22 protein-coding genes and 1 pseudogene are annotated in these 25090 nt (G+C 70.4%); 20 read left to right on the top strand and 3 right to left on the bottom strand.

What is annotated here, in order from left to right; translation table 11 throughout:
• The first annotated feature begins 77 nt into the window (after positions 1-77).
• The gene (locus IEZ08_RS09455) at positions 78-1217 is read left to right on the top strand and encodes a glycosyltransferase family 2 protein (protein ID WP_068921628.1); all 1140 of its coding nucleotides are present in this window, start codon (positions 78-80) and stop codon (positions 1215-1217) included.
• Positions 1214-2854 (top strand): glycosyltransferase family 2 protein, encoded by a 1641-nt coding sequence (locus IEZ08_RS09450; RefSeq protein ID WP_189242004.1) that lies wholly within the window; start codon positions 1214-1216, stop codon positions 2852-2854. Before IEZ08_RS09455 ends, IEZ08_RS09450 begins: the two co-directional genes overlap by 4 nt.
• Positions 2855-2887: 33 nt before the next feature.
• Here the strand turns inward: IEZ08_RS09450 and IEZ08_RS09445 are convergent, their stop codons facing one another.
• Complete coding sequence (locus IEZ08_RS09445; RefSeq protein WP_229803011.1) at positions 2888-4597, bottom strand: glycosyltransferase family 2 protein; 1710 nt, start codon at positions 4595-4597, stop codon at positions 2888-2890.
• 154 nt (positions 4598-4751) lie between these two features.
• On the opposite strand from IEZ08_RS09445, the gene thrC reads away from it, so the two are divergent.
• The 3 genes from thrC (at position 4752) to rho (ending at position 9398) form a co-directional block, all read left to right on the top strand.
• Complete coding sequence (thrC, locus tag IEZ08_RS09440) at positions 4752-5810, top strand: threonine synthase (RefSeq protein ID WP_068921630.1); 1059 nt, start codon at positions 4752-4754, stop codon at positions 5808-5810.
• A 174-nt stretch (positions 5811-5984) separates the two neighbouring features.
• Positions 5985-6992 carry a homoserine kinase gene (locus IEZ08_RS09435; RefSeq protein ID WP_189242003.1) on the top strand — a complete coding sequence of 336 codons (1008 nt, stop codon included), beginning with the start codon at positions 5985-5987 and terminating at the stop codon, positions 6990-6992.
• Positions 6993-7457: 465 nt separating this feature from the next.
• A complete protein-coding gene (gene rho / locus IEZ08_RS09430; protein ID WP_068921632.1) occupies positions 7458-9398 on the top strand; it encodes a transcription termination factor Rho in 1941 nt (646 codons plus the stop codon).
• Between the two features lie 227 nt (positions 9399-9625).
• Here rho and IEZ08_RS09425 read toward each other — a convergent pair whose 3' ends face one another.
• The gene (locus IEZ08_RS09425) at positions 9626-10729 is read right to left on the bottom strand and encodes a hypothetical protein (RefSeq protein ID WP_068921633.1); all 1104 of its coding nucleotides are present in this window, start codon (positions 10727-10729) and stop codon (positions 9626-9628) included.
• Between the two features lie 284 nt (positions 10730-11013).
• On the opposite strand from IEZ08_RS09425, the gene rpmE reads away from it, so the two are divergent.
• The 4 genes from rpmE to IEZ08_RS09405 all read left to right on the top strand — a co-directional run bounded on the left by rpmE (position 11014) and on the right by IEZ08_RS09405 (position 13978).
• Positions 11014-11232: a 50S ribosomal protein L31 gene (gene rpmE, locus IEZ08_RS09420; protein WP_068921634.1), complete on the top strand. Its 219-nt coding sequence runs from the start codon at positions 11014-11016 to the stop codon at positions 11230-11232.
• Positions 11233-11345: 113 nt separating this feature from the next.
• Positions 11346-12398 (top strand): peptide chain release factor 1, encoded by a 1053-nt coding sequence (gene prfA / locus IEZ08_RS09415; RefSeq protein ID WP_068921635.1) that lies wholly within the window; start codon positions 11346-11348, stop codon positions 12396-12398.
• Between the two features lie 22 nt (positions 12399-12420).
• Positions 12421-13275 carry a peptide chain release factor N(5)-glutamine methyltransferase gene (gene prmC, locus IEZ08_RS09410; protein ID WP_068921636.1) on the top strand — a complete coding sequence of 285 codons (855 nt, stop codon included), beginning with the start codon at positions 12421-12423 and terminating at the stop codon, positions 13273-13275.
• A 37-nt stretch (positions 13276-13312) separates the two neighbouring features.
• A complete protein-coding gene (locus IEZ08_RS09405; protein WP_068921637.1) occupies positions 13313-13978 on the top strand; it encodes an L-threonylcarbamoyladenylate synthase in 666 nt (221 codons plus the stop codon).
• A gap of 15 nt (positions 13979-13993) precedes the next feature.
• On the opposite strand, the gene IEZ08_RS09400 is transcribed toward IEZ08_RS09405, so the two are convergent.
• Positions 13994-15007 (bottom strand): LCP family protein, encoded by a 1014-nt coding sequence (locus IEZ08_RS09400; RefSeq protein WP_176728402.1) that lies wholly within the window; start codon positions 15005-15007, stop codon positions 13994-13996.
• A 232-nt stretch (positions 15008-15239) separates the two neighbouring features.
• Here IEZ08_RS09400 and IEZ08_RS39430 point away from each other — a divergent pair, with 232 nt between their 5' ends.
• The 11 genes and pseudogenes from IEZ08_RS39430 (at position 15240) to atpA (ending at position 25087) form a co-directional block, all read left to right on the top strand.
• Complete coding sequence (locus IEZ08_RS39430; protein WP_229803010.1) at positions 15240-16553, top strand: hypothetical protein; 1314 nt, start codon at positions 15240-15242, stop codon at positions 16551-16553.
• Positions 16554-16564: 11 nt separating this feature from the next.
• Positions 16565-16951, top strand: a complete 387-nt coding sequence (locus tag IEZ08_RS09390; RefSeq protein WP_068921639.1) for a hypothetical protein — start codon at positions 16565-16567, stop codon at positions 16949-16951.
• A 188-nt stretch (positions 16952-17139) separates the two neighbouring features.
• On the top strand, positions 17140-18423 hold the full coding sequence (gene glyA, locus IEZ08_RS09385; protein ID WP_189242002.1) for a serine hydroxymethyltransferase: 1284 nt from the start codon (positions 17140-17142) through the stop codon (positions 18421-18423).
• Between the two features lie 57 nt (positions 18424-18480).
• A pseudogene (locus IEZ08_RS09380) lies at positions 18481-19641 on the top strand (MraY family glycosyltransferase); the annotation flags it as partial.
• A 505-nt stretch (positions 19642-20146) separates the two neighbouring features.
• The gene (locus tag IEZ08_RS09375; protein WP_068921641.1) at positions 20147-20572 is read left to right on the top strand and encodes a Cg1360 family ATP-synthase-associated protein; all 426 of its coding nucleotides are present in this window, start codon (positions 20147-20149) and stop codon (positions 20570-20572) included.
• A gap of 75 nt (positions 20573-20647) precedes the next feature.
• Positions 20648-20863 (top strand): AtpZ/AtpI family protein, encoded by a 216-nt coding sequence (locus IEZ08_RS09370; protein ID WP_068928434.1) that lies wholly within the window; start codon positions 20648-20650, stop codon positions 20861-20863.
• A gap of 67 nt (positions 20864-20930) precedes the next feature.
• The gene (gene atpB / locus IEZ08_RS09365; RefSeq protein ID WP_068921642.1) at positions 20931-21725 is read left to right on the top strand and encodes a F0F1 ATP synthase subunit A; all 795 of its coding nucleotides are present in this window, start codon (positions 20931-20933) and stop codon (positions 21723-21725) included.
• Between the two features lie 77 nt (positions 21726-21802).
• Complete coding sequence (gene atpE, locus IEZ08_RS09360) at positions 21803-22030, top strand: ATP synthase F0 subunit C (protein ID WP_068921643.1); 228 nt, start codon at positions 21803-21805, stop codon at positions 22028-22030.
• A 32-nt stretch (positions 22031-22062) separates the two neighbouring features.
• A complete protein-coding gene (locus IEZ08_RS09355) occupies positions 22063-22608 on the top strand; it encodes a F0F1 ATP synthase subunit B (RefSeq protein WP_068921644.1) in 546 nt (181 codons plus the stop codon).
• The gene (locus IEZ08_RS09350) at positions 22605-23414 is read left to right on the top strand and encodes a F0F1 ATP synthase subunit delta (protein WP_068921645.1); all 810 of its coding nucleotides are present in this window, start codon (positions 22605-22607) and stop codon (positions 23412-23414) included. The genes IEZ08_RS09355 and IEZ08_RS09350 overlap by 4 nt, the downstream gene beginning before the upstream one ends.
• Positions 23415-23437: 23 nt before the next feature.
• On the top strand, positions 23438-25087 hold the full coding sequence (atpA, locus tag IEZ08_RS09345) for a F0F1 ATP synthase subunit alpha (RefSeq protein ID WP_068921646.1): 1650 nt from the start codon (positions 23438-23440) through the stop codon (positions 25085-25087).
• Positions 25088-25090 lie beyond the last annotated feature (3 nt).

Below are 25090 nucleotides of genomic sequence, written 5' to 3'. Positions count from 1 at the left end.
GTCCGATCTTGGTTAAGGTAGGCATTTATGTGGCGAGATGCCGCCACAACGGATGAAGCAGGCAGGAAACAAGCTCTATGGCAGCTGTTGTCGATCTCGGTCTCCCGGAGGCCGGGCTGGAACCTGTGGGTTTCCTGCGAATTTCACCCGATGGGGCGGGGAACCTGCGCTGGGAGGACGGCCGGTGGACCGTCGAGGACGACTCCCTCGCCGCGGTGCGGGCCCGGCACGGCCTGCGCGTTCACTGGCCCGAGAACGCCGTCGATCTCACCGCGCTGCTCGATCTCGCCGCCGCGGGCGTCCCGCTCCACGCTGATGAGGTCCCGGCCTGGGCCGTACGGGCCGATCCGGTGCTCGCGCGGCTGCTCGCCGCGGACGGCTGGTTCGGCCGGGAGCCCCGGGACACGCCGAGCTGCACGGTGAACCTGCGCCGGGAGGAGCACAGCGTGCGCCTGCGCAGGCACGGGCTGGCGCGCAGAGAGCGGGCGGGACGGGGACGGCCGGACCGCGAGCGGGGGCGCACCCCGAAGGTCAGCGTCGTGATGGCGAGCATGCGCCCGCACTTCCTGGAGACCGCGCTCGCCCAGATCGCCCGCCAGCGCGGCGTGGAGGCCGAGATCCTGCTGGGCCTGCACGGCGTCCCGGCCGGCCACGAGGCGGTACGGCGGGCGGTCGCGGCCTGCCCGCTCCCGGTCACGATGGTCGAGGCGGACGCCGGGACCCCCTTCGGGGAGGTGCTCAACCTGGCCGCGTCCCGGGCGACGGGCGACTACGTCGCCAAGTGGGACGACGACGACTGGTACGGCCCCGATCACCTGGCCGACCTCCTGCTGGCCCGCTCCTACTCCGGGGCCGACATCGTGGGGACCGCCGCCGAGTTCTTCTACCTGGAGCCGCTGAACGTCACCGTCCGGCGCACCGACTACACCAGCGAGGTCTGGTCCGACCACGTGGCCGGGGGCACGATCCTCACGGACCGGGAGGGGTTCCGGCGGGCCGGCGGCTTCCCCGGCCTGCCCGCGGGGGTCGACGCCGCCTTCCTGAAGGCCGCCCACGCCGCCGGGGCGCGGATCTACCGGACCCACGGGCTGGGCTACGTGCTGCGCCGCTCGGTGAGCGCCGAGCACACCTGGCGGCTCTCGCTCGCCCACTTCCTGCGCGTCGCGTCGAACCAGTGGCGGGGATTCCGCCCCAGCCTGATTCTGGAAATGTCATGACAGCACGGATCGTGGGCAACGACTACCGCAGCCTCACCCCGCCCGAACTGGGCGCGTGGACGCCGTCGCTGCGGGTCAGCGTGATCATCCCCGCCTACGGCGGCCAGGACAAGCTCGACCTGGTCCTGGCCGGACTGGCCGCGCAGACCTACCCCGCCGGCCTCACCGAGGTCATCGTGGTGGACAACGGCAGCGACCCGCCGCTGCGCCTGCCCGGGATCCGTCCCCGCGACACCCGGCTGATCGTCTGCCCGGTCCCCGGACGGGCCCACGCCCGCAACGCCGGGCTCCGGGCCGCGGGCGGCGACGTGATCCACTGGCTGGACTCCGACGTGGTCCTGGACCGCCGCGCGGTCGAGGCGCACATGCGCTGGCACCACGCGGCGCCGTACCTCGCCGTGACCGGGTACATCCGCTTCACCCCGGCGGACCTGCCCGCCCCCGAGGCGGTCGCCGCCGCCGACGACCTGGCCGAGCTCTTCGAGCCCGCCGAGCCGCACGCCTGGCTGGTGGACCTGATCGAGCGGACCGGCGGCCTCACCGACAACCAGGCCCGCGCCTTCAGCCTCCACGTGGGCGGCGCCACCTCGGTCAACGCCGCGCTGCTCGCGCAGGCCGGGCCGATGGACACCGACCTGATCCTCGGTCAGGACACCGAGATGGGCTACCGGCTGGCCCAGGCGGGCGCGGTGTTCGTCCCCGAGCCGCTGGCCCGCGCCTTCCACCTGGGCCCGACCATGCGGATGCGGGACAAGGCCCCGATCGACCGGGTGAGCCACGCCTTCGTCGCCGACCGGATCCCGTCCTACCGCTGGTTGCGCTCCCACCCGAACCGGCGGTGGAAGGTGCCGTACGTGGAGGTGGTCGTCGAGGCCGGGCACGATCACCGGCTCGGCTACGAGGAGGTCCGCGCGACCGTGGACGCCGTGCTCGCGGGCACCGTCCCCGACGTCGCGGTGACGATCATCGGTCCGTGGGACGAGGTCCGGGACGAGGGACGCGCGCCGCTGACGAATCCCGATCTGGACCTGGTGCTGATCCGGGGGCACTACGCCCACGAGTCCCGGGTGCGGACGGCCGGTGCGCCGTCGGGGGAGGCGGCGCCGTACCGGCTCAGGCTGCCCGCGGGGTGGGTGCCGGGGGAGGACGGCCTGGCCGGCCTGCTCGACCTGGCCGCGGACGGGGGATACGGCCTGGTGTCGGTGCTGCTGGCGGAGGGCCCGGGCCGCGAGATCGTCACGGCGCGGCTGGAACGCACCGCCGCGTTCGCCCGCGCGGCGATCGTGCGCCGGGACGGCGAGGACCTCGACGACGCCGTGGAGGAGACCTTCGGGACCCTCTGGGTGGACGGCGGCGCCTACGGCTTCGCCCTCGGCGCCCGGCCGATCACCGGCCGCCGCGGCGCCCACCGGGCCCGGGCCGAGGCCGAGGCCGAGGTGGCCCGCCTCACCAAGGAGGTCGAACGGCTCCGCGGGCAGGTGGACCGGTGGCGTGACGACGCCGGACGCTGGCGCAGGAGCGCGGTGGAGCTCCGGCGGGAGGTCGGCACGCTCCGCAGGGAACTGACGGCGGCCAGGAGAGTCCTGCGGCGAGGGCTGCTCTCCTCCATGAAACGGGCGATCACCCGCCGCCTGTGACGGCGCGACGCCCGCGCCCGGCGGGCGGCCCGGTCAGTCCGCGCGGATGGCGTCCCGGAGGCGGGAGAGCAGCGAGGGCGGTTTGCGCGGCGCGGGACCGGCCGATCCCCGGTTCCCGGGAGTGCGCCTGTCCGGATCGGGTTTCTTCGCCTCACGGACTCCCGTCTCAGGGACTCCTGTCTGAGGGACTCCGGCCTCCGGTCTCCTGCCCTCCTCCCGCGCCGGGTCGTCCGGGCGCGGGGCCTTCACCGGTGCCTTCTCCGAAGCCTTCTCCGCAGGACCCGTCCGGGTCACCGGCCGGGAGGGCCAGAACTCCTGCGGGGCGCCGTGCCGTACGCCGTGGGTGCGCTCGATCGAGGCGACCACGTCGTCCGCACCGTCCGCGCCCAGCAGGCGGGCCCGGCCCAGCGCCTCGGTGCGCTCCAGCGTGGCCGGGCCGTGACCGGGGAGATCGACGATCAGGAGCCCGGCCCGGTCCCCCTGGAGCGCGGAGATCATCTTCTCCAGCGACCTGTGCTCCAGCGGGACCGAGACCGGGCCCGTGTAGCGGAACGGGATCGGCGCCGGGCTCGGGGAGACCTCGTCGGCCAGCCGTACCCGCTCGTCGTGGGCGAAGTGCTCGCGCATCAGGCGCAGCTCGAACGCGGGGTCGCGGAGCACGGGGCGGCGCCCCGGGGGCAGCGACGACCACGGTGCGACGAGGGTGACCACCACGTCGGTCACCGACCCCTCCAGCGCCGCGTTCACCGCCTCGCGCACCCGCTCCAGGGCGGCCCCGCCCACGTGCAGGACCACCTCGACGTACGGCACCAGCCAGCGGCGCCCCCGGTCCTTGCGCAGGTCCCTGCGGAGCGGCACCCGGTGGGCCAGGTACGGGGCGACCGCGCGGACGACCCGCTCCCGGTCCCGCCGCTGGGCGGGCAGCCCGAGGTGCACGGCCCCGGCCTCCATGTCGGGGATGAACACCACGCCGTGCTGGGCCAGCCGGTAGGCGAACTCGGTGTCCTCGCCCCGCAGCACGTCCGGGTCGATCCCGCCCACGGCGTGGAACGTCTCGCGCCGCATCGACACCGTGGGGCCGGTGCACACGTGGTAGGGGTTGCGGCTGGCGCGCAGCCCGTCGGTGCGGGCGATGGTCTGCTCGGTGGAGCTGGCCAGCGCAGCCGACAGGTCGACGACCGACTCCAGCGAGCCCGCGCGCACGGCCTCGTACACCTCGCCGGGCTCCAGCGCGGGCTCCTCGACGAATTTCTTGGCCCCGATGGTCACCAGGTGGCCGGCCAGGTGGTGCCAGCGGGCCAGCGCCTCGATGTGCTCGCGGCAGATGAGCATGTCGGCGTCCAGGCGCTGCAGGACGTCACCGCCGGCCAGGGACGCCCCGGTGTTGACCGCGTGCGCGATACCCCAGCCGCCGGGGTCCGCGGTGACGATCCGGGTCTCCTCCGGGACGATCTCCGGCAGGCGCAGCGGCGGGTCGCTGCCGTCGTCCACCACGATCACCTCCATGAGGTGATCCGGATATGTCTGCGCGGCCAGGGCGGCGAGGGTCAGGTCGAGCCGGTGCTGCCCGCCGTGGGCCGGGATGACCACGCTCACCGAGAGAGAGGGAGCCCACTCGCCGAGTGCGGGAGGGCACAGCGGTGAGTAGTCGTTGTGCCGGATCGGGGGCAGGTCGTTCGCTGCTCCGCCCGTCATGATGTCGCGCCCCTCGTTCGCGTTGTCGCTTGTCAGAACCTTGACCATATTCGCTGTTGTTGAGTGTTCCCTGTGTGGACGACGCCTGAGATGTCCATCTGGTGGACGCCGCATCCCGCCGCCGAGACCATTGGCCGTAGACTCTTTGCCCAACATCGCAGGTAGAACGCGCACGGCCGGGTCCTGCGCGGGAGGAGCAATCATGACCAGGGCGTGGCGTGGCCTCATCGAGGAGTATCGCGACCGGCTTCCGGTGACCACGGCGACGCCCGTTGTCACCCTCCTGGAGGGGGGCACGCCGCTCGTCCCGGCGCACCGGGTCTCGGCGCTGACCGGCTGTGACGTGTACCTGAAGGTCGAGGGACTGAACCCGACCGGCAGCTTCAAGGACCGCGGCATGACGATGGCCATCAGCAAGGCCGTCGAGGAGGGCGCCAAGGCCGTCATCTGCGCCTCCACCGGCAACACCAGCGCCTCCGCCGCCGCCTACGCGGTCCGCGCGGGCCTGACCTGCGCCGTGCTCGTGCCCCGAGGCAAGATCGCGATGGGCAAGCTGGCCCAGGCGCTGGTCCACGGCGCGAAGCTGCTCCAGGTCGAGGGCTCCTTCGACGACTGCCTGGAGATGACCAGGAAGCTCTCGGAGAACTACCCGATCGCGCTGGTCAACTCGGTGAACCCGTTCCGGCTCCAGGGCCAGAAGACCGCGGCCTTCGAGATCGTGGACGCCCTCGGCGACGCGCCCGACATCCACTGCATCCCGGTCGGGAACGCCGGCAACATCTCGGCCTACTGGATGGGCTACACCGAGTACGCCGGGGACGGCATCGCCACCAGGACGCCCCGGATGTTCGGCTTCCAGGCGAGCGGCGCCGCGCCGATCGTCAACGGCGCCCCGGTGACCCACCCGCACACGATCGCGACCGCGATCCGCATCGGCAACCCCGCCTCCTGGCAGCTGGCCGAGGCCGCGCGCGACGAATCCGGCGGCGTCATCCAGTCCGTGACCGACCGGCAGATCGCCGCCGCCTACAAGCTCCTGGCGCAGGAGGAGGGCGTGTTCGTCGAGCTGGCCTCGGCGGCCAGCGTGGCCGGCCTCCTCCAGGCCCACGAGCAGGGCCTGGTCGATCCCGGCCAGCGCATCGTCTGCACGGTGACCGGCAACGGCCTCAAGGACCCCGACTGGGCCATCTCCGGTGCCCCCACCCCGCTGACGATCCCGATCGACGCCCACGCCGCCGCGACCGCCCTCGACCTCGTCTGACCCGCCGGACCGAGCCGTTCCGGCGCTCGGCGTCCGCCTCGGCCGGATCGGGCCGTCTCGGTGGCAGGCGTCCGCCCCCGCCCGCCGAGCCGGCGTCCCTCTGCCGGCGCCGGTACGGCGGGTCGCGTCACGGCGGCTCCCGGCGCCGCCGTACGGCGAGCAACAAGGAGATACATGACCGACAGCACGGTGGTCGTCCGCGTACCGGCGACCTCGGCCAACCTCGGCCCCGGGTTCGACACGCTCGGATTGGCCCTCGCCCTCTACGACGAGGTCGAGGCCACCCTCTTCGAACCCGCCTCGACCTCCTCGACCTCCTCGAACGGGAGGGTCGCGATGGTCTCCGTGGAGGGCGAGGGCACCGGTGAGCTCGACCTCGGGGAGGGCCACCTCATCGTCGCGACGATGCGCAAGACCTTCGACCGGATGGGCCTGCCGCAGCCCCGGGGCATCCGGCTGCGCTGCCGCAACCGCATCCCGCACTCGCGCGGACTCGGTTCCTCCTCGGCCGCGATCTGCGCCGGGATCGTCGCGGCCCGTGCCCTGGCGGCGGCACCGTACGCCGCGCAACCCCGCCCGGACGGCCCCGCGTTCAGCTATGAGGGGAATCCGGCGGAGCGCGCGTTCACCGACGACGACGCCTTCGCCCTCGCCACCGAGATCGAGGGGCATCCCGACAACGTCGCCCCCTGTCTGGCCGGAGGGCTGACGATCGCGTGGATGGAGCAGCCGGGCGTCCCGCGTATGGTGAAACTGGTTCCACACACGGATGTCAGGCCGGTGGCGCTCATCCCTCGGCACCGCCTGTCCACGGAGGTCGCCAGGGGGCTGCTCCCCGAGCAGGTCCCGCACACGGACGCCTCCGCGAACGCCGGGCGGGCGGCACTGCTGATCGCGGCGCTGACCGGACGGCCGGAGCAGGACCTGCTCATGGCCGCGACAGAGGACCGGCTGCACCAGGATTACCGCGCTCCCGCCATGCCGCAGACGGCCGAGCTGGTCAAGCGCCTGCGCGGAGCGGGCGTCCCGGCGGTCGTCTCGGGGGCGGGTCCCACGGTTCTTGCGTTTCCGGCAGCGGATACGCAGGATTTGATCGCACCGGAAGTGGGTACTGACTGGCACATCCAGCCACTGGATGTCGAGACCCACGGTGCGTGCGTCGTTTCTCCCGAGACACGCTGATACCTCTGCGACCTTCAGGGAATAGCTGTGTGCGCTGGTGATGTTAGGCTGATAGCCGCACCAGGTGCCCCCGTTTCGGGTGCGTGCTTGTCAGCCACACATCGTCGTACCACGCCTCGCTCCGTGAGGTGCGGGCGCCACAGTGGTTTCCCCGAATCCGTCGCCTCCGAATGGCCCACATTCGGTTGGGGCTGTCAGAGACGGCGTTTCAGGGGACATGCGCGTTCGAACCATCTCGACATCTGGTTGCCGGTAGCGATCCGGGGGGTGTCCTCCAAGCCCCACCGTCGATGAGCCTCGATGGTGACGGCGTGGATACGCCTTTCTCCGACAGCGGCGGCGGCTCCCACGAGCCGTCGAGGATCGTGACGTGCAACCCGGCCCGGTCTGTCCCACCGGGCCGATCGCACCACCGGGACGATTGGCCGATCGTGGCCACGCCCGACCCCTGGGAAGGACCCATTAGTGAGCGACACCACCGAACTCCTCTCCGACGCCAACGGCGCCCAGCCGGCGGCCGGCGACACCCCCACCCGCGCCGTGAAGCGTCGTCGCTCCGGCACCGGCCTGTCCGCCATGGTGCTGCCTGAGCTGCAGGCCATGGCGACGAGCCTTGGCATCAGCGGGACCGGGCGGATGCGCAAGAGCCAGCTGATCGCGGCCATCCAGGAGAAGCAGGGAGTCTCCGCGGAGAGCGCCCCGGCGCCCGCCGCGGTCCAGGAGGCTCCGGCCGCCGCCGAACCGGCCGCCGAGCGCCCCACTCGCAGCCGCCGGGAACGTTCCCGGGCCGCTGCTCCCGCCCCCGCCGCCGAGCCCGTGTCGGCGCCCGAGCCGGTCGCGGCGCCCGAGCCGGTGGCCGCCGCCGCTCCCGTCGTGGAGCAGCCGTCCGAGGCCGGCCAGGCCGAAGGCCGTTCCGAGCGTGGCGAGAGCCGCCGTGACCGCCGTGGCCGCGGCGAGCGTCGCGAGCGCGGTGAAGGCCGCGAGCGTGGCGAGGGCCGTGAGCGTGGCGAGGGCCGTGAGCGTGGCGAGGGCCGCGAGCGTGGCGAGGCCCGCTCCGACCAGCGCGCCGCCGACGCGGGCCAGGGCCGCGGAGACCGCGCCGAGCGGACCGAGCGCGGTGACCAGAACCGCGGCACGCAGGGCCGTACCGACCAGCACGGGGCCGGCGGGGAGGACGACGACCGTCGTGGCCGCCGCGGCCGGTTCCGGGAGCGCAACCGCCGCGGCCGTGACCGCTTCGACGGCAACGAGCCCGTGGTGGGCGAGGACGACGTCCTGATCCCGATCGCCGGAATCCTGGACATCCTCGACAACTACGCGTTCGTCCGGACCAGCGGCTACCTGCCCGGCGCCAACGACGTCTACGTGTCGCTGGCCCAGATCCGCCGGCACGGCCTGCGCAAGGGCGACGTCGTCACCGGTGCCGTCCGCCAGCCGCGCGACGGTGAGCGCCGCGAGAAGTTCAACGCGCTCGTCCGCCTCGACACGGTCAACGGCATGGACCCGGAGCAGGCCCGCCAGCGGCCCGACTTCAACAAGCTCACGCCGCTCTACCCGCAGGAGCGCCTGCGCCTGGAGACCGAGCCGAACATCCTGACGACCCGGATCATCGACCTGGTCGCCCCGATCGGCAAGGGCCAGCGCGGTCTCATCGTCTCCCCGCCCAAGGCGGGCAAGACGATGGTGCTCCAGTCGATCGCCAACGCGATCACCCGCAACAACCCCGAGTGCCACCTGATGGTCGTCCTCGTCGACGAGCGTCCGGAAGAGGTCACCGACATGCAGCGGTCGGTGAAGGGCGAGGTCATCCACTCGACCTTCGACCGTCCCGCCGAGGACCACACCACGGTCGCCGAGCTCGCCATCGAGCGGGCCAAGCGCCTGGTGGAGCTGGGTCACGACGTCGTCGTGCTGCTCGACTCGATCACCCGCCTGGGCCGCGCCTACAACCTGGCCGCCCCGGCCTCCGGCCGGATCCTGTCGGGTGGTGTCGACTCCACGGCGCTCTACCCGCCCAAGCGCTTCTTCGGTGCCGCCCGCAACATCGAGAACGGCGGCTCGCTGACGATCCTCGCCACGGCGCTGGTGGAGACCGGTTCCAAGATGGACGAGGTCATCTTCGAGGAGTTCAAGGGCACCGGCAACGCCGAGCTCAAGCTCAACCGCTCCCTCGCCGACAAGCGGATCTTCCCCGCGGTGGACGTCGACGCGTCCGGCACCCGCAAGGAGGAGATCCTCATGTCGAAGGACGAGCTGCAGATCGTCTGGAAGCTGCGGCGCGTGCTGCACGCCCTGGACATGCAGCAGGCTCTGGAACTTCTCCTGGAGAAGATGAAGGAGACCAAGTCCAACGCGGAGTTCCTGCTCCAGGTGCAGAAGACGACGGTCAACTCCGACCGCGACTGACCCGTCGTCCCGTACGGGAAACGCCCGGTGGCCTCGGCCACCGGGCGTTTCGCTTGCCCGTGCTCATCCGTGTTCATCATCGTTCATCGGCGTTCATCGGCGTTCATCGGCGCCGTCTGTCCGCGCCGTTCGCGGGCGCCTGCCGTGCCGCCGCGCGGTCCGTACGGCCTGCGCCCGGGGTTGGGGACGCACACCGTGCGGCTCCGCGCGCCGCGGATCCCGCTCCCCTAGCGGACGTCGACGTACTCGTAGCCGGACGTGGAACCGTGGGTCTTGCTGGTCCCGCCGACGACGGCCCGCCAGTAGGCGTCGAACCTCGGCTTGACCGTCTTGCTGAACTTGCCGGTGCTGCTCGCCTTGACGTAGTAGGCGAACTTCCAGCTGCCGCCCTTCTTCTTGTAGTACAGCCCGACCGTCTTACCGGAGTAGGCCGAGTAGCCGCGGTAGACCTTGCCGAACAGGCGGACGGACGTGCCCTTCCTGACCTTGTTGGCGGAGACGTCGAAGGAGACCCTGGACTTGGTCTTCTTCTTGGAGGAGCTCTTCTGGACGTAGAAGGTGTCGGCCTTCTCGGTCTTCAGGTCCTGGCCGCCGCGCGAGGCCACCAGCTCCAGCGTCCAGCTTCCGGTGGCGTAGGAGGTGTCGAAGGAGGTGGTGGTGTGCCAGGCGTTGCCGCTGCCCTTGGTCAGGGTCACGTCGACGGAGTCGGCCTCGTCGTCGCTGTAGAGCTTGCCCTTGACCGAGGAGGCGCCGATGACGTTCGCGCGGACCTTGACCTCGGTGTCCTCACCCGACCGGAGGACGACCGGGTCGGTCACCGCGGCGGAGACGAACTTGACCTGCGGGTCGACCGTGATCTCCGCGGAGCACGCCTTGTTGTCGGCGCTGAGGTTCAGCGTCCACTTGCCGTCCTTGTCGGCCTTGGCGATCTCGAACTCCGCCGTGACCTTGACCTCGGGCAGCGCCTTCTTGAGATCGTCGTCCGCGACGGCCGGCGGGTCGGGCAGCTTCGAGACGGTGAGCGAGGCCTTCGCGTTGTCCGCCTTGGTCAGATCACCGGTGACGGAGGTGAAGGAGTAGACGGCCTTCTTGTCGGCGGTCCGCTCCCAGGTCCCGTCAGCGTTCTTCTTGAAGGGGCTCTTCAGGACGGCGGTGACCGTGACCTTGTTGTTCTTCTCAAGGGGGACGAACGCGTCGGTCCATTCGACCTTGCTGAACTCGTCGCTCTTCGAGCACTCGGTGGCGGCGAGTGCGGTCGTCGGTACGAGAGCGGTGGCCACGCTCCCGGCGAGGACGGCGGCCCCCGTAGCGGTCGCGAGGAGCAACCGCATTCCCTTCCTCATCATTAATCCCCTTAGTTGGGTAAAGAAGGTGGAAAAGTTACAGTTCGGGCATGGGAGCCTAACGGTGCGGAAGTGGCACGTCTATGGGAATCGATCAAGTCCCTGGGAATGCCTCGTGGGCTGAAGTGGTTGCAGCATCTGGCACACTGGTTACCGAACCGCAGCGGTTCCGGTTCCCGCCCGCGCGCACTCCGGTGTGCCTCAGCGCGCACGCCACTCTCGGCGAGACGCAGTGGCGACCCGGCGACCGCGCACTGGAGAGGACGAAAGCCATGAAGCCCGACATTCACCCGGAGTACGTCACCACTCAGGTGACCTGCACCTGCGGTAACACCTTCACGACCCGCAGCACGGCCAAGACCGGTTCGATCCACGCCGACGTGTGCTCCGCCTGCCACCCGTTCTACACGGGCAAGCAGAAGATCCTGGACACCGGCGGCCGCGTGGCGCGCTTCGAGAAGCGCTTCGGCAAGAAGCCCGCGGGCAAGTAGCCCTCGTCCCGACGCCGGCTCGGCGTGTCCCCCGTTCCCGGGGGACCCGCCCGGGTCGGCGTTCGTGGTGATAAGGCAGGGTAAAAGGGCTCTCCAAGGAAGAAGGACGTGCGGTGAACCTCGACGAGCTGCTCAGTGAGTACGCCGAGCTGGAACTCAAGCTCGCCGATCCCGCCGTGCACGCCAACCCGACGCAGGCACGCACGTTCGGCCGGCGCTACGCCGAGCTGACTCCGGTCATCGCCACCTACCGCGAGCTGGAGAGCGTCCAGAACGACCTGGCCACCGCCCGGGAGCTGGCCCCGGAGGACGAGGCGTTCGCCGAGGAGGCCAAGGAGCTGGAGGCTCGCGTCCCCGAGCTGGAGAACAAGCTCCGCCACCTGCTCATCCCGCGTGATCCCAACGATGACAAGGACATCATCATGGAGATCAAGGCGGGTGAGGGCGGTGAGGAGTCGGCCCTGTTCGCCGGCGACCTCCTGCGGATGTACCTCCGCTACGCCGAGCGGGTCGGCTGGAAGACCGAGATCATCGACATGACGGCCTCCGACCTGGGCGGATACAAGGACGTCACGGTCGCGCTGAAGGCCAGGGGCGACGAAGGCGTCTGGTCGAGGCTCAAGTTCGAGGGCGGCGTCCACCGCGTGCAGCGCGTGCCGGTCACCGAGTCGCAGGGCCGCATCCACACCAGCGCGGCGGGCGTGCTGGTCTACCCTGAGGCCGAGGAGGTCGACGTCCAGATCGACCCGAACGACCTGCGCATCGACGTCTACCGGTCCAGCGGCCCCGGCGGCCAGAGCGTCAACACCACCGACTCGGCCGTGCGCATCACGCACCTGCCGACCGGGGTGGTCGTCTCCTGCCAGAACGAGAAGAGCCAGCTGCAGAACAAGGAGTCGGCCATGCGCATCCTGCGGGCACGGCTGCAGGCCCTCGCCGAGGAGGAGGCCAACGCCGCGGCGATGGCCGAGCGCAAGTCCCAGATCCGTACGGTCGACCGCTCCGAGCGCATCCGCACCTACAACTTCCCCGAGAACCGCATCTCCGACCACCGCACCGGTTTCAAGGCCTACAACCTCGACCAGGTGCTGGACGGCGACCTGTCGGCCGTCATCCAGTCCCTGCTCGACGCAGAGATGGCGGAGAAGCTCGCGGCCCACTCCTAAGGCCAACGCACAGAACGCGCCCATGACCCTTCTGCTGGACGAGATCGCCCTCGCCACCGCCCGGCTCGCCGAGGCCGGTGTGCCGTCGCCGCGCACCGACGCCGAGGAGATCGCCGCCTACGTGCACGGCGTGCGGCGCAGCGAGCTGCACACCGTGGCCGACGCGGACTTCGACGCGCTGTTCTGGGAGGGCATCGCCCGGCGGGAGGCCCGCGAGCCGCTCCAGCACATCACCGGGCGGGCCTATTTCCGTTACCTGTCCCTGGAGGTCGGCCCCGGCGTGTTCGTCCCGCGCCCGGAGACCGAGGTCGTGGCGGGATGGGCCATCGAGCGGCTGCGGGAGATGGACGTCGCCGCTCCGGTGGTCGTGGACCTCGGCACCGGCTCCGGCGCGATCGCGTTGTCCATCGCCCAGGAGGTCGCCCTGGCCACGGTGCACGCCGTCGAGGTCGATCCGGACGCCTACCGGTGGGCCAAGCGCAACATCCTGGAACACGGCCAGGGCCGGGTGCACCTGCACCCCGAGGACCTCGCGGACGCCCTTCCCGAGCTCGACGGCCAGGTGGACCTGGTCATCTCGAACCCGCCCTACATCCCGCCGGGGGCGATCCCGCGCGATCCCGAGGTGCGTGACTACGACCCGTACCGCGCGCTGTACGGCTCGGGCGAGGACGGCCTGAACGAGGTCAGGGCGGTGGAGCGGACCGCGAGGCGGCTGCTGCGGCCCGGGGGCTTCGTCGCCGTGGAGCACGCCGACCAGCAGGGCACCCCGGTCTACCTGATCTTCTCCGAGGAGAACGGCTGGCGCGACGTGCGCAGCCGCCAGGACCTCACCCGCAGAGACCGGTTCGTCACCGCTCGTTTCGGCCAGGAATAGCCGATCAGGGGCGGCGGACCGAATAGGATGGCGTCCCGTGAGCCGACGATATGACTGCGCCGACGCGGAGCAGAGGGCCGCGGGGCTGACCGACGCCGCCTCCGCCGTACGCCAGGGCGAGCTGGTGGTCCTCCCGACCGACACCGTCTACGGCATCGGCGGTGACGCCTTCACCCAGTCGGCCGTCGCCCGCCTCCTGGAGGCCAAGGGGCGCGGCCGGGACATGCCGGTGCCCGTCCTGGTCGGCACCGTGCGGGCGGCCAACGCCCTGGTGGAGAACCTGGGACCGTACGGTCAGGACCTCATCGACGCCTTCTGGCCCGGTCCGCTCACTTTGATCTGCCGGGCGAACCGCTCCCTCTCCTGGGATCTGGGCGACACCAAGGGCACCGTCGCGCTGCGCATGCCGCTGCACGCCGTGGCGCTCGACCTGCTCAAGGAGACCGGGCCGATGGCCGTCTCCAGCGCCAACCGCTCCGGGGCGCCCCCCGCGACCACGGCCGCCGACGCGGAGAAGCAGCTCGGTGACTCGATCTCGGTCTACCTCGACGGGGGGCCCTGCGCCGACGACGTCCCCTCCACGATCCTCGACCTGACCACGGCCGTGCCCCGGCTGCTGCGCAAGGGGGCGATCCCGGTGGAGAAGCTGCGCGGCGTGGTCGGCTACGTGGCGACGGACGCCGGTCCGGAGACCGGCGACTGACGCGCGTCCAGCCGGTCAGCGTACGGTTTCCACCTCGTTGCCGCTGTCGGTCTGGCTCACGTAGACATCGGCCTGGTCGTCCCGGATCGCCGCGCTGAGCGCGCGGACCTGTGGCATGTCCAGATACACGACGCTCTGCTTCGACTCCGTGCCGGTTCCCTTCACCGGCATCGTGAGGTAGTCGAGGGAGGCGAGGTCGGCCATGTCGATCAGCCGCGACCTGAGCAGTCCCGCGGTGACCCCCTCGTCGACGCTCAGGGACCTGGCCGCCGTGCGCAGCAGGTCGTTGACCTTGACGGGGTTGGCCAGCGTCTCCGCGGTGAGGACCTTGTCGGCGATGGACTTCAGCAGTGCCTGCTGGCGTTTGATCCGGTCGAAGTCGCCGCCGGGCAGGTTGGCCCGCTGGCGGACGAAGAGCAGCGCCTTCTCGCCGTTGAGGTGCTGGCGGCCCGCCTGCCAGGTGACGCTGTTGTACGGGTCCCGTACCGTCTCGGCGATGTCCACGTGCACACCGCCGACCGTGTCGACGACCGAGGCGAACCCCTGGAAGTCGATCGCGGCGTAGTGGTCGATCCGGACGCCGGTGAGCTTCTCGACCGTCCTGATCAGCAGGGCGGGACCGCCCCACGAGAAGGCCGCGTTGATCTTCGCCTTGCCCTTGCCGGGAATGGTGACCCAGGAGTCCCGGGGGATCGAGACGACGTACACGCGGTTGTGGGCCTCGGAGAGGTGGACCAGCATGATCGTGTCGGTGCGCTGCTGCCCGGGCCGCCAGAGAGAGTTCCCGGCGTCCTTGCCGGTCGTCGCGGTCTCCGAGCGGCTGTCGGTCCCGACGAGCAGCCAGTTCTCTCCGACGCCCACCTCCGGCGGCGGCCGGTCCGCCTCAAGGGTGGGTATCGCATCGGGGAGGCGGGTGATGTCGCTGTCGAGACTGGCCTGGAACATGTAGAGCGCCCCGGCGCCGCACGCCCCCATCAGGCCGCCTGTGATGCAGACGATCAGTAGTAGCCGCAGGACGCGACGACGCATTGCGGTGGCCCCTATCGAGTCCGGTACAGCCGGCCAGCCGGGTGAGGTGAAACTACGCGAACTGCCGATACTGTACGGCTCACCGGTACCACGCGGCACTGTCACACGGCACTGTCGGCGCGACGACCGGCCTTCCGATCTCCGCCGTGGCCTATACCGGATGATTATCATCATGACGGGAGGCCGTCTCCCCGGTAGCGTGAAGTGGGCCGACACCCCCCGGGAGACGCCCATGGGAAAGTTCGACGGGATGGACCCCGAGCTGGTCCGCGAGTTGCTGGCCGAGGTGAAACAGGCCGCCGAGCAGATGCGGACGGTCGAGGGCCGCGTCACCCGGCTCATGAGCGGGGCCGGCCTCTCCTCCCAGTCCGCCCACCGCCCCGTGCAGGTGGCCGAGGCGTGCGACGCCCTGGTGAAGGACGTCTCCGGGCGTGTCGTCCTGCTGGAGAAGAAGGCCGATCAGAAGGAGACATCCGGCGGGCCGCGGGTCGAGGACCAGTCGGCGGACGACCCTCCGAAGCCCGAGCCCAAGGACTCCGCGCCGGAGCCGAAGCCGGAGCCCAAGGACTCCGCGCCGGAGCCGAAGCCCGAGCCCAAGGACTCCGCGCCGGAATCGAAGCCCGAGCCCAAGGACTCCGCGCCGGAGCCGAAGCCCGAGCCCAAGGACTCCGCGCCGGAATCGAAGCCCGAGCCCAAGGACTCCGCGCCGGAGCCGAAGCCCGAGCCCAAGGACTCCGGGCCGGAGCCGAAGCCCGAGCCCAAGGATCCGCCGCCGGACGGATCCCGGGACGACGACCTCATGGACACGCCCCGGAAGGACCACCCCGACGACATCGACCAGAGCGGCGATCCCAAGCCCCAGGTCGTCATGGTGGACGGGGTGAGGGTGCTGCAGATCCCGCTCGACCCGCCGACCGCGGCGGAGGTCGAGACGTTGCTGCGGAACATCGAGGGTGTCCCGCCCATGGACATGCCCTCCGTGGAGGGCGACCCCGAGGCCGTGGACGGGCCGCCCGGCCAGGTCGAGCCGGGCGAGCCGCTCCCCACCGCCAAGCCCGACAGCCCCGTTGTCGAGACCGCGGGACCCGCCGACGACGAGGCGATCCAGCCGCCGAGGGCCGAGGGTGAGGTCCGACCCGGTGACACGACGCCCGGTGACACGACGCCCGGCGACACGACGCCCGGCGACTCCGGCGCGCAGGAAGATTCGGGTACTCAGGGCGAATCCGGCGGTTCCGGTGGTTCCGGGAGTGGTGACGATTCCGGAGGCTCCACGGCACCGTGGGCGACCGACGGCGGCGACGTGGTCTCGGTCGAGGCGAGGCCGCTGGACCCGGACGCGCTCAGGACGCTCGTCGACAACGTGCGCGAGATCGAGCCGCTGGACATGCCGGACGTGCGGGTGCCCGACGGGGAGACCTGGGGTGAGGGACCCTGGGCGCCCATGGACATCAGGCCGGACGGCCCGGCGGGCGATGTGGAGCCGGGCGAGCCGCTCCGGCCCATCCCGCCCCCGGGCGGGTCGTCAGGCGCAGAGTCGGCGTGAGGAGCCGTTGAATGTACGCAGACCCGCCCGCCCCGCAGCCGCTCCAGCCGGGGGAGACACCGCCCGCGCCGGACTCCGCGGGCTCCGCGCTGCTCGGCCCCGGCGCGGCCGTTACCTGGGAGTTCAACCCGGAGTACCAGCGGCTGGTCACCCTGTGGGGACAGGTGCTGCCCCTGCTGGAGACGCTGACCACCTCCCTGGACAAGGCCTACCAGATGTCCAGGAGCCGCGATGTCTGGGACGCCCCGGTGGGGGAGCGCTACGTGCGGGACCTGGTGGAGTGGCGGGCCCGCCTCGGCCAGTACCGGCAGGCGATCCTCACCTCGATCAGCGACCAGGCCGCCGACACGCCCCGCTGGGTGCCGGTCAACACCGGGGCGCCGCACGCGTTCTCCTGAGACGCGTTCTCCCGGGGGCGGGCGTTCTCCCAAAGGTGGGTCCGCGTCCCGAGAGGTGTCCCGTGAAGGACTCTCCGGGGCGTTCTGTTAAGACCTCGCCAGGCGACCCGCCCTGACATGGGATAACGAGGGCGTGCGGGCTTAGAGTGGAGAGGAGTCGTCCGCCCGCCGCCGAACGGAGTAAGGCGATGAGTCCTGGGAGCCCCAAGAGCCCCGTGCCGTACTACGGGCCCGACTTCAGCCTTCTGCTCCGGCAGGATCCCGAGATCGCCGGAGTGCTCCTCGACGAGCTCGACCGGCTGCGCGGCGGGATCCAGCTCATCGCGAGCGAGAACCTCGCCTCGCCCGCGGTGCTGGCCGCGCTCGGCTCGACCCTCACCAACAAGTACGCCGAGGGATACCCCGGCCGGCGTTACTACGGCGGGTGCGAGGTCGTCGACCGGGCCGAGCGGCTCGCGATCGACCGGGCCCGGAAGCTGTTCGGCGCCGAGCACGTCAACGTGCAGCCGCACTCGGGCGCCTCGGCCAACCTGGCCGCCTACGCCGCGCTGCTCCAGCCGGGTGACACCGTGCTGGCCATGGAGCTGTCGCACGGCGGGCACCTCACCCACGGATCGAAGGTCAACTTCTCCGGCCGCTGGTTCGACATCGTGGCGTACGGCGTGCGCCGGGACACCGAGCTGATCGACTATGACGAGGTCAGGGCGCTGGCGCTGCGCCACCGGCCCAAGATGATCATCTGTGGTGCCACCGCCTACCCGAGGGAGATCGACTTCGCGGCCTTCCGGGGGGTCGCCGACGAGGTCGGCGCGTGGCTGCTCGCCGATGTCGCCCACACCATCGGGCTGATGGCCGGAGGGGCGCTGCCGTCCGCGGTGCCGTACGCCGACGTGGTGACCTTCACCACGCACAAGGCGCTGCGCGGTCCGCGGGGCGGCGGGATCATGTGCACGGCGGAGCTGGCGGCGAAGATCGACCGGGCGGTGTTCCCGTTCGTCCAGGGCGGCCCGCTGATGCACGCGGTGGCGGCCAAGGCGGTCGCGTTCGGGGAGGCGCTGCGGCCGGAGTTCGCCGACTACGCCCGCCGGGTCGTGGACAACGCCCGGACGCTGACCGACGCGCTGGCCACCGAGGGACTCCGGCCGGTCTCCGGCGGCACGGACAGCCATCTGGCCCTGATCGACCTGCGCGACGCCGGGGTGTCGGGCGCGCTGGCCGAGCAGCGGTGCGCCGCCGCCGGGATCACCCTGAACCGCAACGCCATCCCCTACGACCCCGAACCGCCCACGGTGACCTCCGGCATCAGGGTGGGAACCCCCTGCGTGACCACGCAGGGCATGGGACAGGAGGAGATGAAGGAGGTGGCCACGATGATCGCGCGGGTCGTGCGCGAGCCCGACGCGGCGGGGGAGGTCAGGGAGCGGGTGGCGGAGCTGACGCGCATCCATCCCGCATATCCCAGCGAATTATGAGGCGCTCTGTGCAGTTTTCCGGTCACAGCTGGCCGGTCCATCCGCGAAACTAGGTCCGTGCGCGAATACCTACTGACGGCTCTCGTCGCGGCGGCGGCGACCTATCTGCTGGTCCCGCTGGTGCGCGTCTTCGCCATCCGCATCGGGGCGATGCCCGAGGTCCGCGACCGGGACGTGCACACCACGCCGACCCCGCGTCTGGGTGGCCTGGCCATGTACGGCGGGCTGGTGGCGGGCCTGCTGGTGGCGGCGAACCTGCCGTACGTGGGGGGGAAGCTGGGGCTGGCGGCCGATGACCTGGCGGGGGGGAAGACCGTCACCGCGCTGATCCTGGCGGGCGGCCTGATCACGCTGACCGGATTCCTGGACGACTGGTGGGGCATGGACGCCCTGATCAAACTCGCCGGGCAGATCGGCGCGGCGGGTGTGCTGGCGGCCTTCGACGTCACCCTGCCGTGGATCCCGCTGCCCAGTGACATGGGTGGCATCTACGCCCTCGACTCCAGGTTGAAGCCGCTGGTCACGATCCTGGTCGTGGTCGTCATGATCAACGCCGTCAACTTCGTCGACGGGCTGGACGGGCTGGCCGCCGGGATCGTCGGCATCGCCGCCATGGCCACCTGGATCTACGCCATCAGCCTCTCGGCGACCTTCGGCAACACCAGCATCAACGCCACGGCGACGATCGCCGCGGTCCTCATCGGCATGTGCCTGGGTTTCCTGCCGCACAACTTCCATCCGGCGAAGATCTTCATGGGTGACACCGGGGCGATGCTCATCGGCCTGGTCCTCGCCTCCACGATGATCACGATTACGCCGCTCGACCTGGACAGCATCAACTCCTTCCCCGTCATCCTGCCGCTGCTGGTCCCGGTCGCGATCCTGGTCCTGCCGCTGCTCGACCTGATCACGGCGGTGATCCGGCGCACCTCCAACGGCCTGTCGCCGTTCGCCCCCGACCGCGGCCACCTGCACCACCGCCTGCTGGACATCGGGCACTCGCACCGCCGCAGCGTCCTGATCATGTACGCCTGGACGTCCCTGTTCGCCTTCGCGGTCGTGGCGATGTCCATCGAGGGTGTCCCGCTGATCCTGTTCCCGCTGACCGTGCTGCTGGCCGTCGGCGTGCTGGTGGCCATGGCGCTGCCGCGCCTGCGCTCGCGCCGCAACGGCGGGGGCGCGCGCGCCACCGGACGCCACGCGCGTCCCGCCGAGGGTCCCGGCCGGGACCAGACCGTCGTCCCGCTCCCTCCGGAGGCCGTGTCCCCGGGGGCCGTGTCCCCGGGGGTCATCCGCCCGGTCTCCCCGCAGCCGCCGCACCCTCAGCCCCAGCCGGCGCAGCCGCTGCAGCCGCAGCCCCAGTCGGCGCAGGTCCCTCACCCGTTCCCGGCGGAGCCCCCGTTCCCGCGGGCCGTCCCGCCGTTCTCGCCGGAGCCGCCGCGCCCGGGGACGCCCGGGGCGGGTGACGACACGGCGGTGCTCTCCTCCCTGCCCGATCTGTCACTCAGCGCGCTCAGGCCGGGTTTCCCGCCCTCCGAGACCTCACGCTGAAACCTGGGACGACGTGCTGAACACGTCCCGGCAACCTCTTGATCGTTTACTTGAAACGGCAGGTAAAGGCGCTCTTCCAAGAGCTTGTGATAGCTTTCACTAGCAGGCGCTGAACAGTACGAGGCCTGCTGAGTAGCAATCGCTCGCTTGATAACAGTCACCTGGAGTGTCGATGCAGGCCAACGACATGAGCCTCCTGAAGGGGGCCGCGATCCCCACCGTCCTGGCGGGGCTGGCCGTGGTCGTGGTCGCGGCTCTGGTGGCCGGCGGGAAGGGCGCGCTGGGCGCCGCGATCGGGCTACTGGTCGTCTCGGCGTTCTTCACCCTCGGACTGGTCGCGGTCTCCTATGCCAGCCGCGTCTCGCCCATGATGATGATGACCGCCGCGGTGGTGACCTACGCGGTCAAGATCCTGGCGGTCATGGCGATGCTCAAAGCCTTCGAGGACGCCACCGCGTTCGAGCCCAAGGCCTTCGGCTGGGCCGCCATCGTCTGCACCCTGGCCTGGACCATCGGCGAGGTGCGCGGCTTCATGAAGCTCAGAATGTTCTACGTCGACCCGGAGGGCAAGGTCCCGGGCCAGGGTGATCCCCGATGAGGGCTAAGCTTTCCCTGGATGCGGTGGGGCCCGATATGACTAGCCCTTATCACGCCTGCTATCGTCGTGGCCGCGATGAGCGAGAAGAAAATCCGGCCCGAGGACGACGGCCGCGACTTCGCCAACGCCGCCTGGTCGGTCCCCAGCTATCTGCTCTCCGGGATGATCCTGTACGGCGGTGCGGGCTGGTTGCTGTCCAAGTGGACCGGCGTGGTCGCCTTCACTCCGATCGGGCTGATTCTCGGTGTCGCTCTCGCCGTCTACCTGGTCTACCGGAAGTACGGCCGCTAGTCCTCGGCTGCGGCCGGCTCGCCGACGAAGCCATTTCGATCCACTACCACGTTGAAGGGACCGCCGCGTGAGTACGCTGACGCTCCTCACCGCTCCCGAGGACAAGTTCACGCCTCCGGGGCTGGAACTCTTCGACCTTCCTCCGATCATCGCCGGCGTCACCTGGTTCACCAAGCCGGTGCTCCTCGCGCTGCTGAGCTCGCTGATCGTCATCGCCTTCTGCTGGGCCGCCTTCGCCAAGCCGAAGCTCGTGCCCCGGGGCGTGCAGAACGTCGCCGAGATCGGCTACACGTTCGTCCGAGACCAGGTCGCCCGGCCCTTCCTCGGCAAGGACGCCGACCGGTGGATGGGCCTGCTGCTGAGCATCTTCTTCATGGTCTGGATCTGGAACCTGATGGGCGTCATCCCCGTCATCCAGTTCCCGGTCGCCTCGCACATCGCCTTCCCGGTCGTGCTGGCGCTGAGCATCTACATCCTCAAGATCTACCTGGGCATCAAGCACCAGGGCCCGATCGGCTACTTCAAGAACATGATGTTCCCGCCGGGCCTGCCCAAGCCGATCTACGTGCTGCTCGCGCCGATCGAGTTCCTCTCGAACCTGATCATCGCGCCCTTCACGCACGCGGTGCGACTGTTCGCGAACATGTTCGCCGGCCACATCATCCTGGCGTTCTTCAGCCTGGTCGGCTTCTGGTTCCTCTTCGAGAAGCTCACCCCGCTGGGCGCCCCGCTCGGCGTGATCGGCGTCGTCATGACGATCGCCATGACCGGCTTCGAGATGTTCATCCAGTTCCTGCAGGCGTTCCTCTTCGCGATGCTCGCCGCGATGTACATCGGCAACTCGCTCCACGCCGAGCACTGACCCGAGCACCACGACCTACCTCGAATATCCAGACCGGTGGAGGGCATCCACCGGCCGATCAGTAAAGGAAGACAACAATGGGCATCCTCGCTGAGGTCACCGGCTCCCTCGGTTCCATCGGCTACGGTCTCGCCGCGATCGGCCCCGGCATCGGCGTGGGCATCATCTTCGGTCAGGGTGTGCAGGCCATCGCCCGCCAGCCCGAGGCCTACGGTCTGATCCGCCAGAACATGCTGCTCGGCTTCGTTCTCACCGAGGCGCTGGCCCTCATCGGTCTCGTCGCGCCGTTCATGTTCGGCCGGTAAGACCGGAACATCTCTGACGGAAGGCTGCACCAATGATCACAGCAGCTTCGCTCGTGGCGGCGGAGGGGAACAACCCGCTCATCCCGCACGTCTACGAGCTGGTCGTCGGCATCTTCGCCTTCGCTGTCGTCGTCCTCGTTGTCGGCAAGATCCTCACTCCCCGGATCCAGAAGACTCTGGCCGAGCGGACCGAGGCGATCGAGGGCGGCATCCAGAAGGCGCAGGACGCCCAGGCCGAGGCCCAGGCGCTGCTCGCGCAGTACAAGGAGCAGCTCGCCGAGGCTCGTCACGAGGCTTCCCGCCTGCGTGAGGAGGCCCGTGAGCAGGGCGCTCAGATCAAGGCGGAGCTCCGCGAGGAGGCGCAGGCCGAGGCCCGCCGCCTCATCGAGGCCGCGCACGCCCAGATCGAGGCGGACCGTCAGCAGGCGTTCGCCCAGCTCCGCGCCGAGATCGGTCGCCTGTCGACCGACCTGGCGGGCCGCATCGTCGGTGAGTCCCTGGAGGACGAGGCACGTCAGCGCCGTACCGTCGACCGCTTCCTCGAGGAGCTTGAATCGAGCAGCGCGGCGGTCCGATGAGAGGCTTGAGCAGGGCTTCGCTGGCCGAGGTCGAGGAGCGCTTCAACGCCGTCGCGGGGAGCGCGGACCTCGGCACGCTGGCCGACGAGCTTTTCGCGGTCGCCGACCTGTTCGACCGTGAGCACGGGCTCCGCCGGAGCCTGTCCGACGCCGCGCGCCCGGCGGAGCAGAAGGCCCAGACCATCCGGATCCTTCTGGAGGGCAAGGTCGGCGCCGCCGCGCTGGAGACGGTCGTCGCGGCCGTCTCCGCCAGGTGGGCGCGCTCCGGCGACCTGGCCGACGTGCTGGAGCGTCTCGGCGTGGTCGCCGCCTCGGCCGAGGCCGAGGCGCAGGGCAGGCTCGACGACGTCGAGGACGAGCTGTTCCGGTTCGGGCGCATCGTCGCCGGGAACCTGGACCTGCACCGGACGCTGACCGACCCGGCGGCGCCCGTGCAGGCCAAGCGGGAGCTGCTCACCACCCTGCTCGGCGGCAAGGTCGGCCCGTCCACGCTCCGTCTGGTCACGCAGCTCGTGGTGCATCCGCGAGGACGTAGCCTGGACGGTGGGCTGGAGGAGTTCGGCAGCCTGGTCGCCGCCCAGCGACAGCGTCTCGTCGCGGTGGTGCGCAGCGCCGTCGCTTTCTCCGAGGAGCAGAAGCAGCGCCTGGCCGCGTGGCTGCGCACCTCGTACGGCCGCGACGTTCACCTGAACGTCGAGGTGGATCCGCGAGTGATCGGTGGGTTCTCGGTCCGCATCGGGGACGACCTCATCGACACCACCATCGCGGGACGAATCGAAGAAGTCCGCCGCCGGTTGGCCGGCTAGGCGAATAGGGAGACAGAAGAGAGATGGCGGAGCTTACGATCCGGCCGGACGAGATCCGGGACGCGCTTGAGCGCTTCGTCCAGGCGTACGAGCCGGAAGGCGCCGCGCGCGAGGAGATCGGGACCGTCGTCGACTGCGGCGACGGCATCGCCCATGTCTCCGGCCTTCCCTCGGCGATGGCGAACGAGCTGCTGGAGTTCGAGGACGGCACGCGTGGTCTGGCACTGAACCTGGACGTCCGGGAGATCGGTGTCGTTATCCTGGGCGACTTCAGCAAGATCGAGGAGGGCCAGTCGGTCCGCCGCACGGGTGAGGTCCTCTCCGTGCCGGTCGGCGACAACTTCCTCGGCCGCGTGGTCGACCCGCTGGGCAACCCGCTGGACGGCAAGGGCGCCATCGAGGCCGAGGGCATGCGCGCCCTCGAACTCCAGGCCCCCTCCGTGGTCCAGCGCCAGCCGGTGAAGGAGCCGCTGGCCACCGGCATCAAGGCGATCGACGCCATGACCGCGATCGGCCGGGGCCAGCGTCAGCTGATCATCGGTGACCGCGGCACCGGCAAGACCGCCATCGCCGTGGACACCATCCTCAACCAGCGGGAGAACTGGCTCTCCGGCGACCCGGCGAAGCAGGTCCGCTGCGTCTACGTCGCGGTCGGCCAGAAGGGCTCGACGATCGCGCAGGTGAAGGGCCGCCTGGAGGCGGCGGGCGCGATGGAGTACACCACCATCGTCGCCGCCCCGGCCTCCGACCCGGCCGGCTTCAAGTACCTCGCCCCCTACACCGGTTCGGCCATCGGCCAGCACTGGATGTACCAGGGCAAGCACGTTCTGATCGTCTTCGACGACCTGACCAAGCAGGCCGACGCCTACCGCGCCGTCTCCCTGCTGCTGCGTCGCCCGCCGGGCCGTGAGGCCTACCCCGGCGACGTCTTCTACCTGCACTCGCGTCTGCTGGAGCGCTGCGCCAAGCTCTCCGACGACATGGGCGCCGGTTCGATGACCGGTCTGCCGGTCATCGAGACCAAGGGCAACGACGTCTCGGCGTTCATCCCGACCAACGTCATCTCCATCACCGACGGCCAGGTCTTCCTTGAGACCGACCTGTTCAACGCCGGTGTGCGCCCGGCCATCAACGTCGGTATCTCGGTCTCCCGAGTCGGCGGCTCGGCGCAGACCAAGGCGATGAAGAAGGTCGCCGGCACGCTCCGTCTCGCCCTGTCTCAGTACCGCGACCTGGAGGCCTTCGCGGCCTTCGCCTCCGACCTGGACGCGGCCTCCAAGGCCCAGCTGGAGCGCGGTCAGCGCCTGGTCGAGCTGCTCAAGCAGCCGCAGTACAGCCCCTTCCCGGTGGAGAAGGAGGTCGTCTCGATCTGGGCCGGCACCACCGGTGAGCTCGACGAGGTCCCGGTCGAGGACATCCGCCGCTTCGAGGCGGAGTTCCTGGACTACCTGAGCCGTGAGCACAAGGGTGTCTTCGACGGCATCCGCGAGACCAAGGACCTCTCGGACGACGCGATCACGACCCTGAAGGACGCGATCACCCAGTTCAAGAAGGGCTTCGAGACCTCCGCGGGTGAGCTGCTGATCAACGACGAGCCGGTCGCGGCCCTCGGTGCCGACAAGGTCGGCCAGGAGAAGATCACCAAGCAGATCCGCACGAACGAGAAGAAGTAGCCG

The sequence above is a fragment of the Planobispora rosea genome (assembly GCF_014648175.1).
Classification (GTDB): domain Bacteria; phylum Actinomycetota; class Actinomycetes; order Streptosporangiales; family Streptosporangiaceae; genus Planobispora; species Planobispora rosea.
Note: the sequence above shows the minus strand (reverse complement) of the source record. Positions and strands in the feature narration are given on the sequence as shown.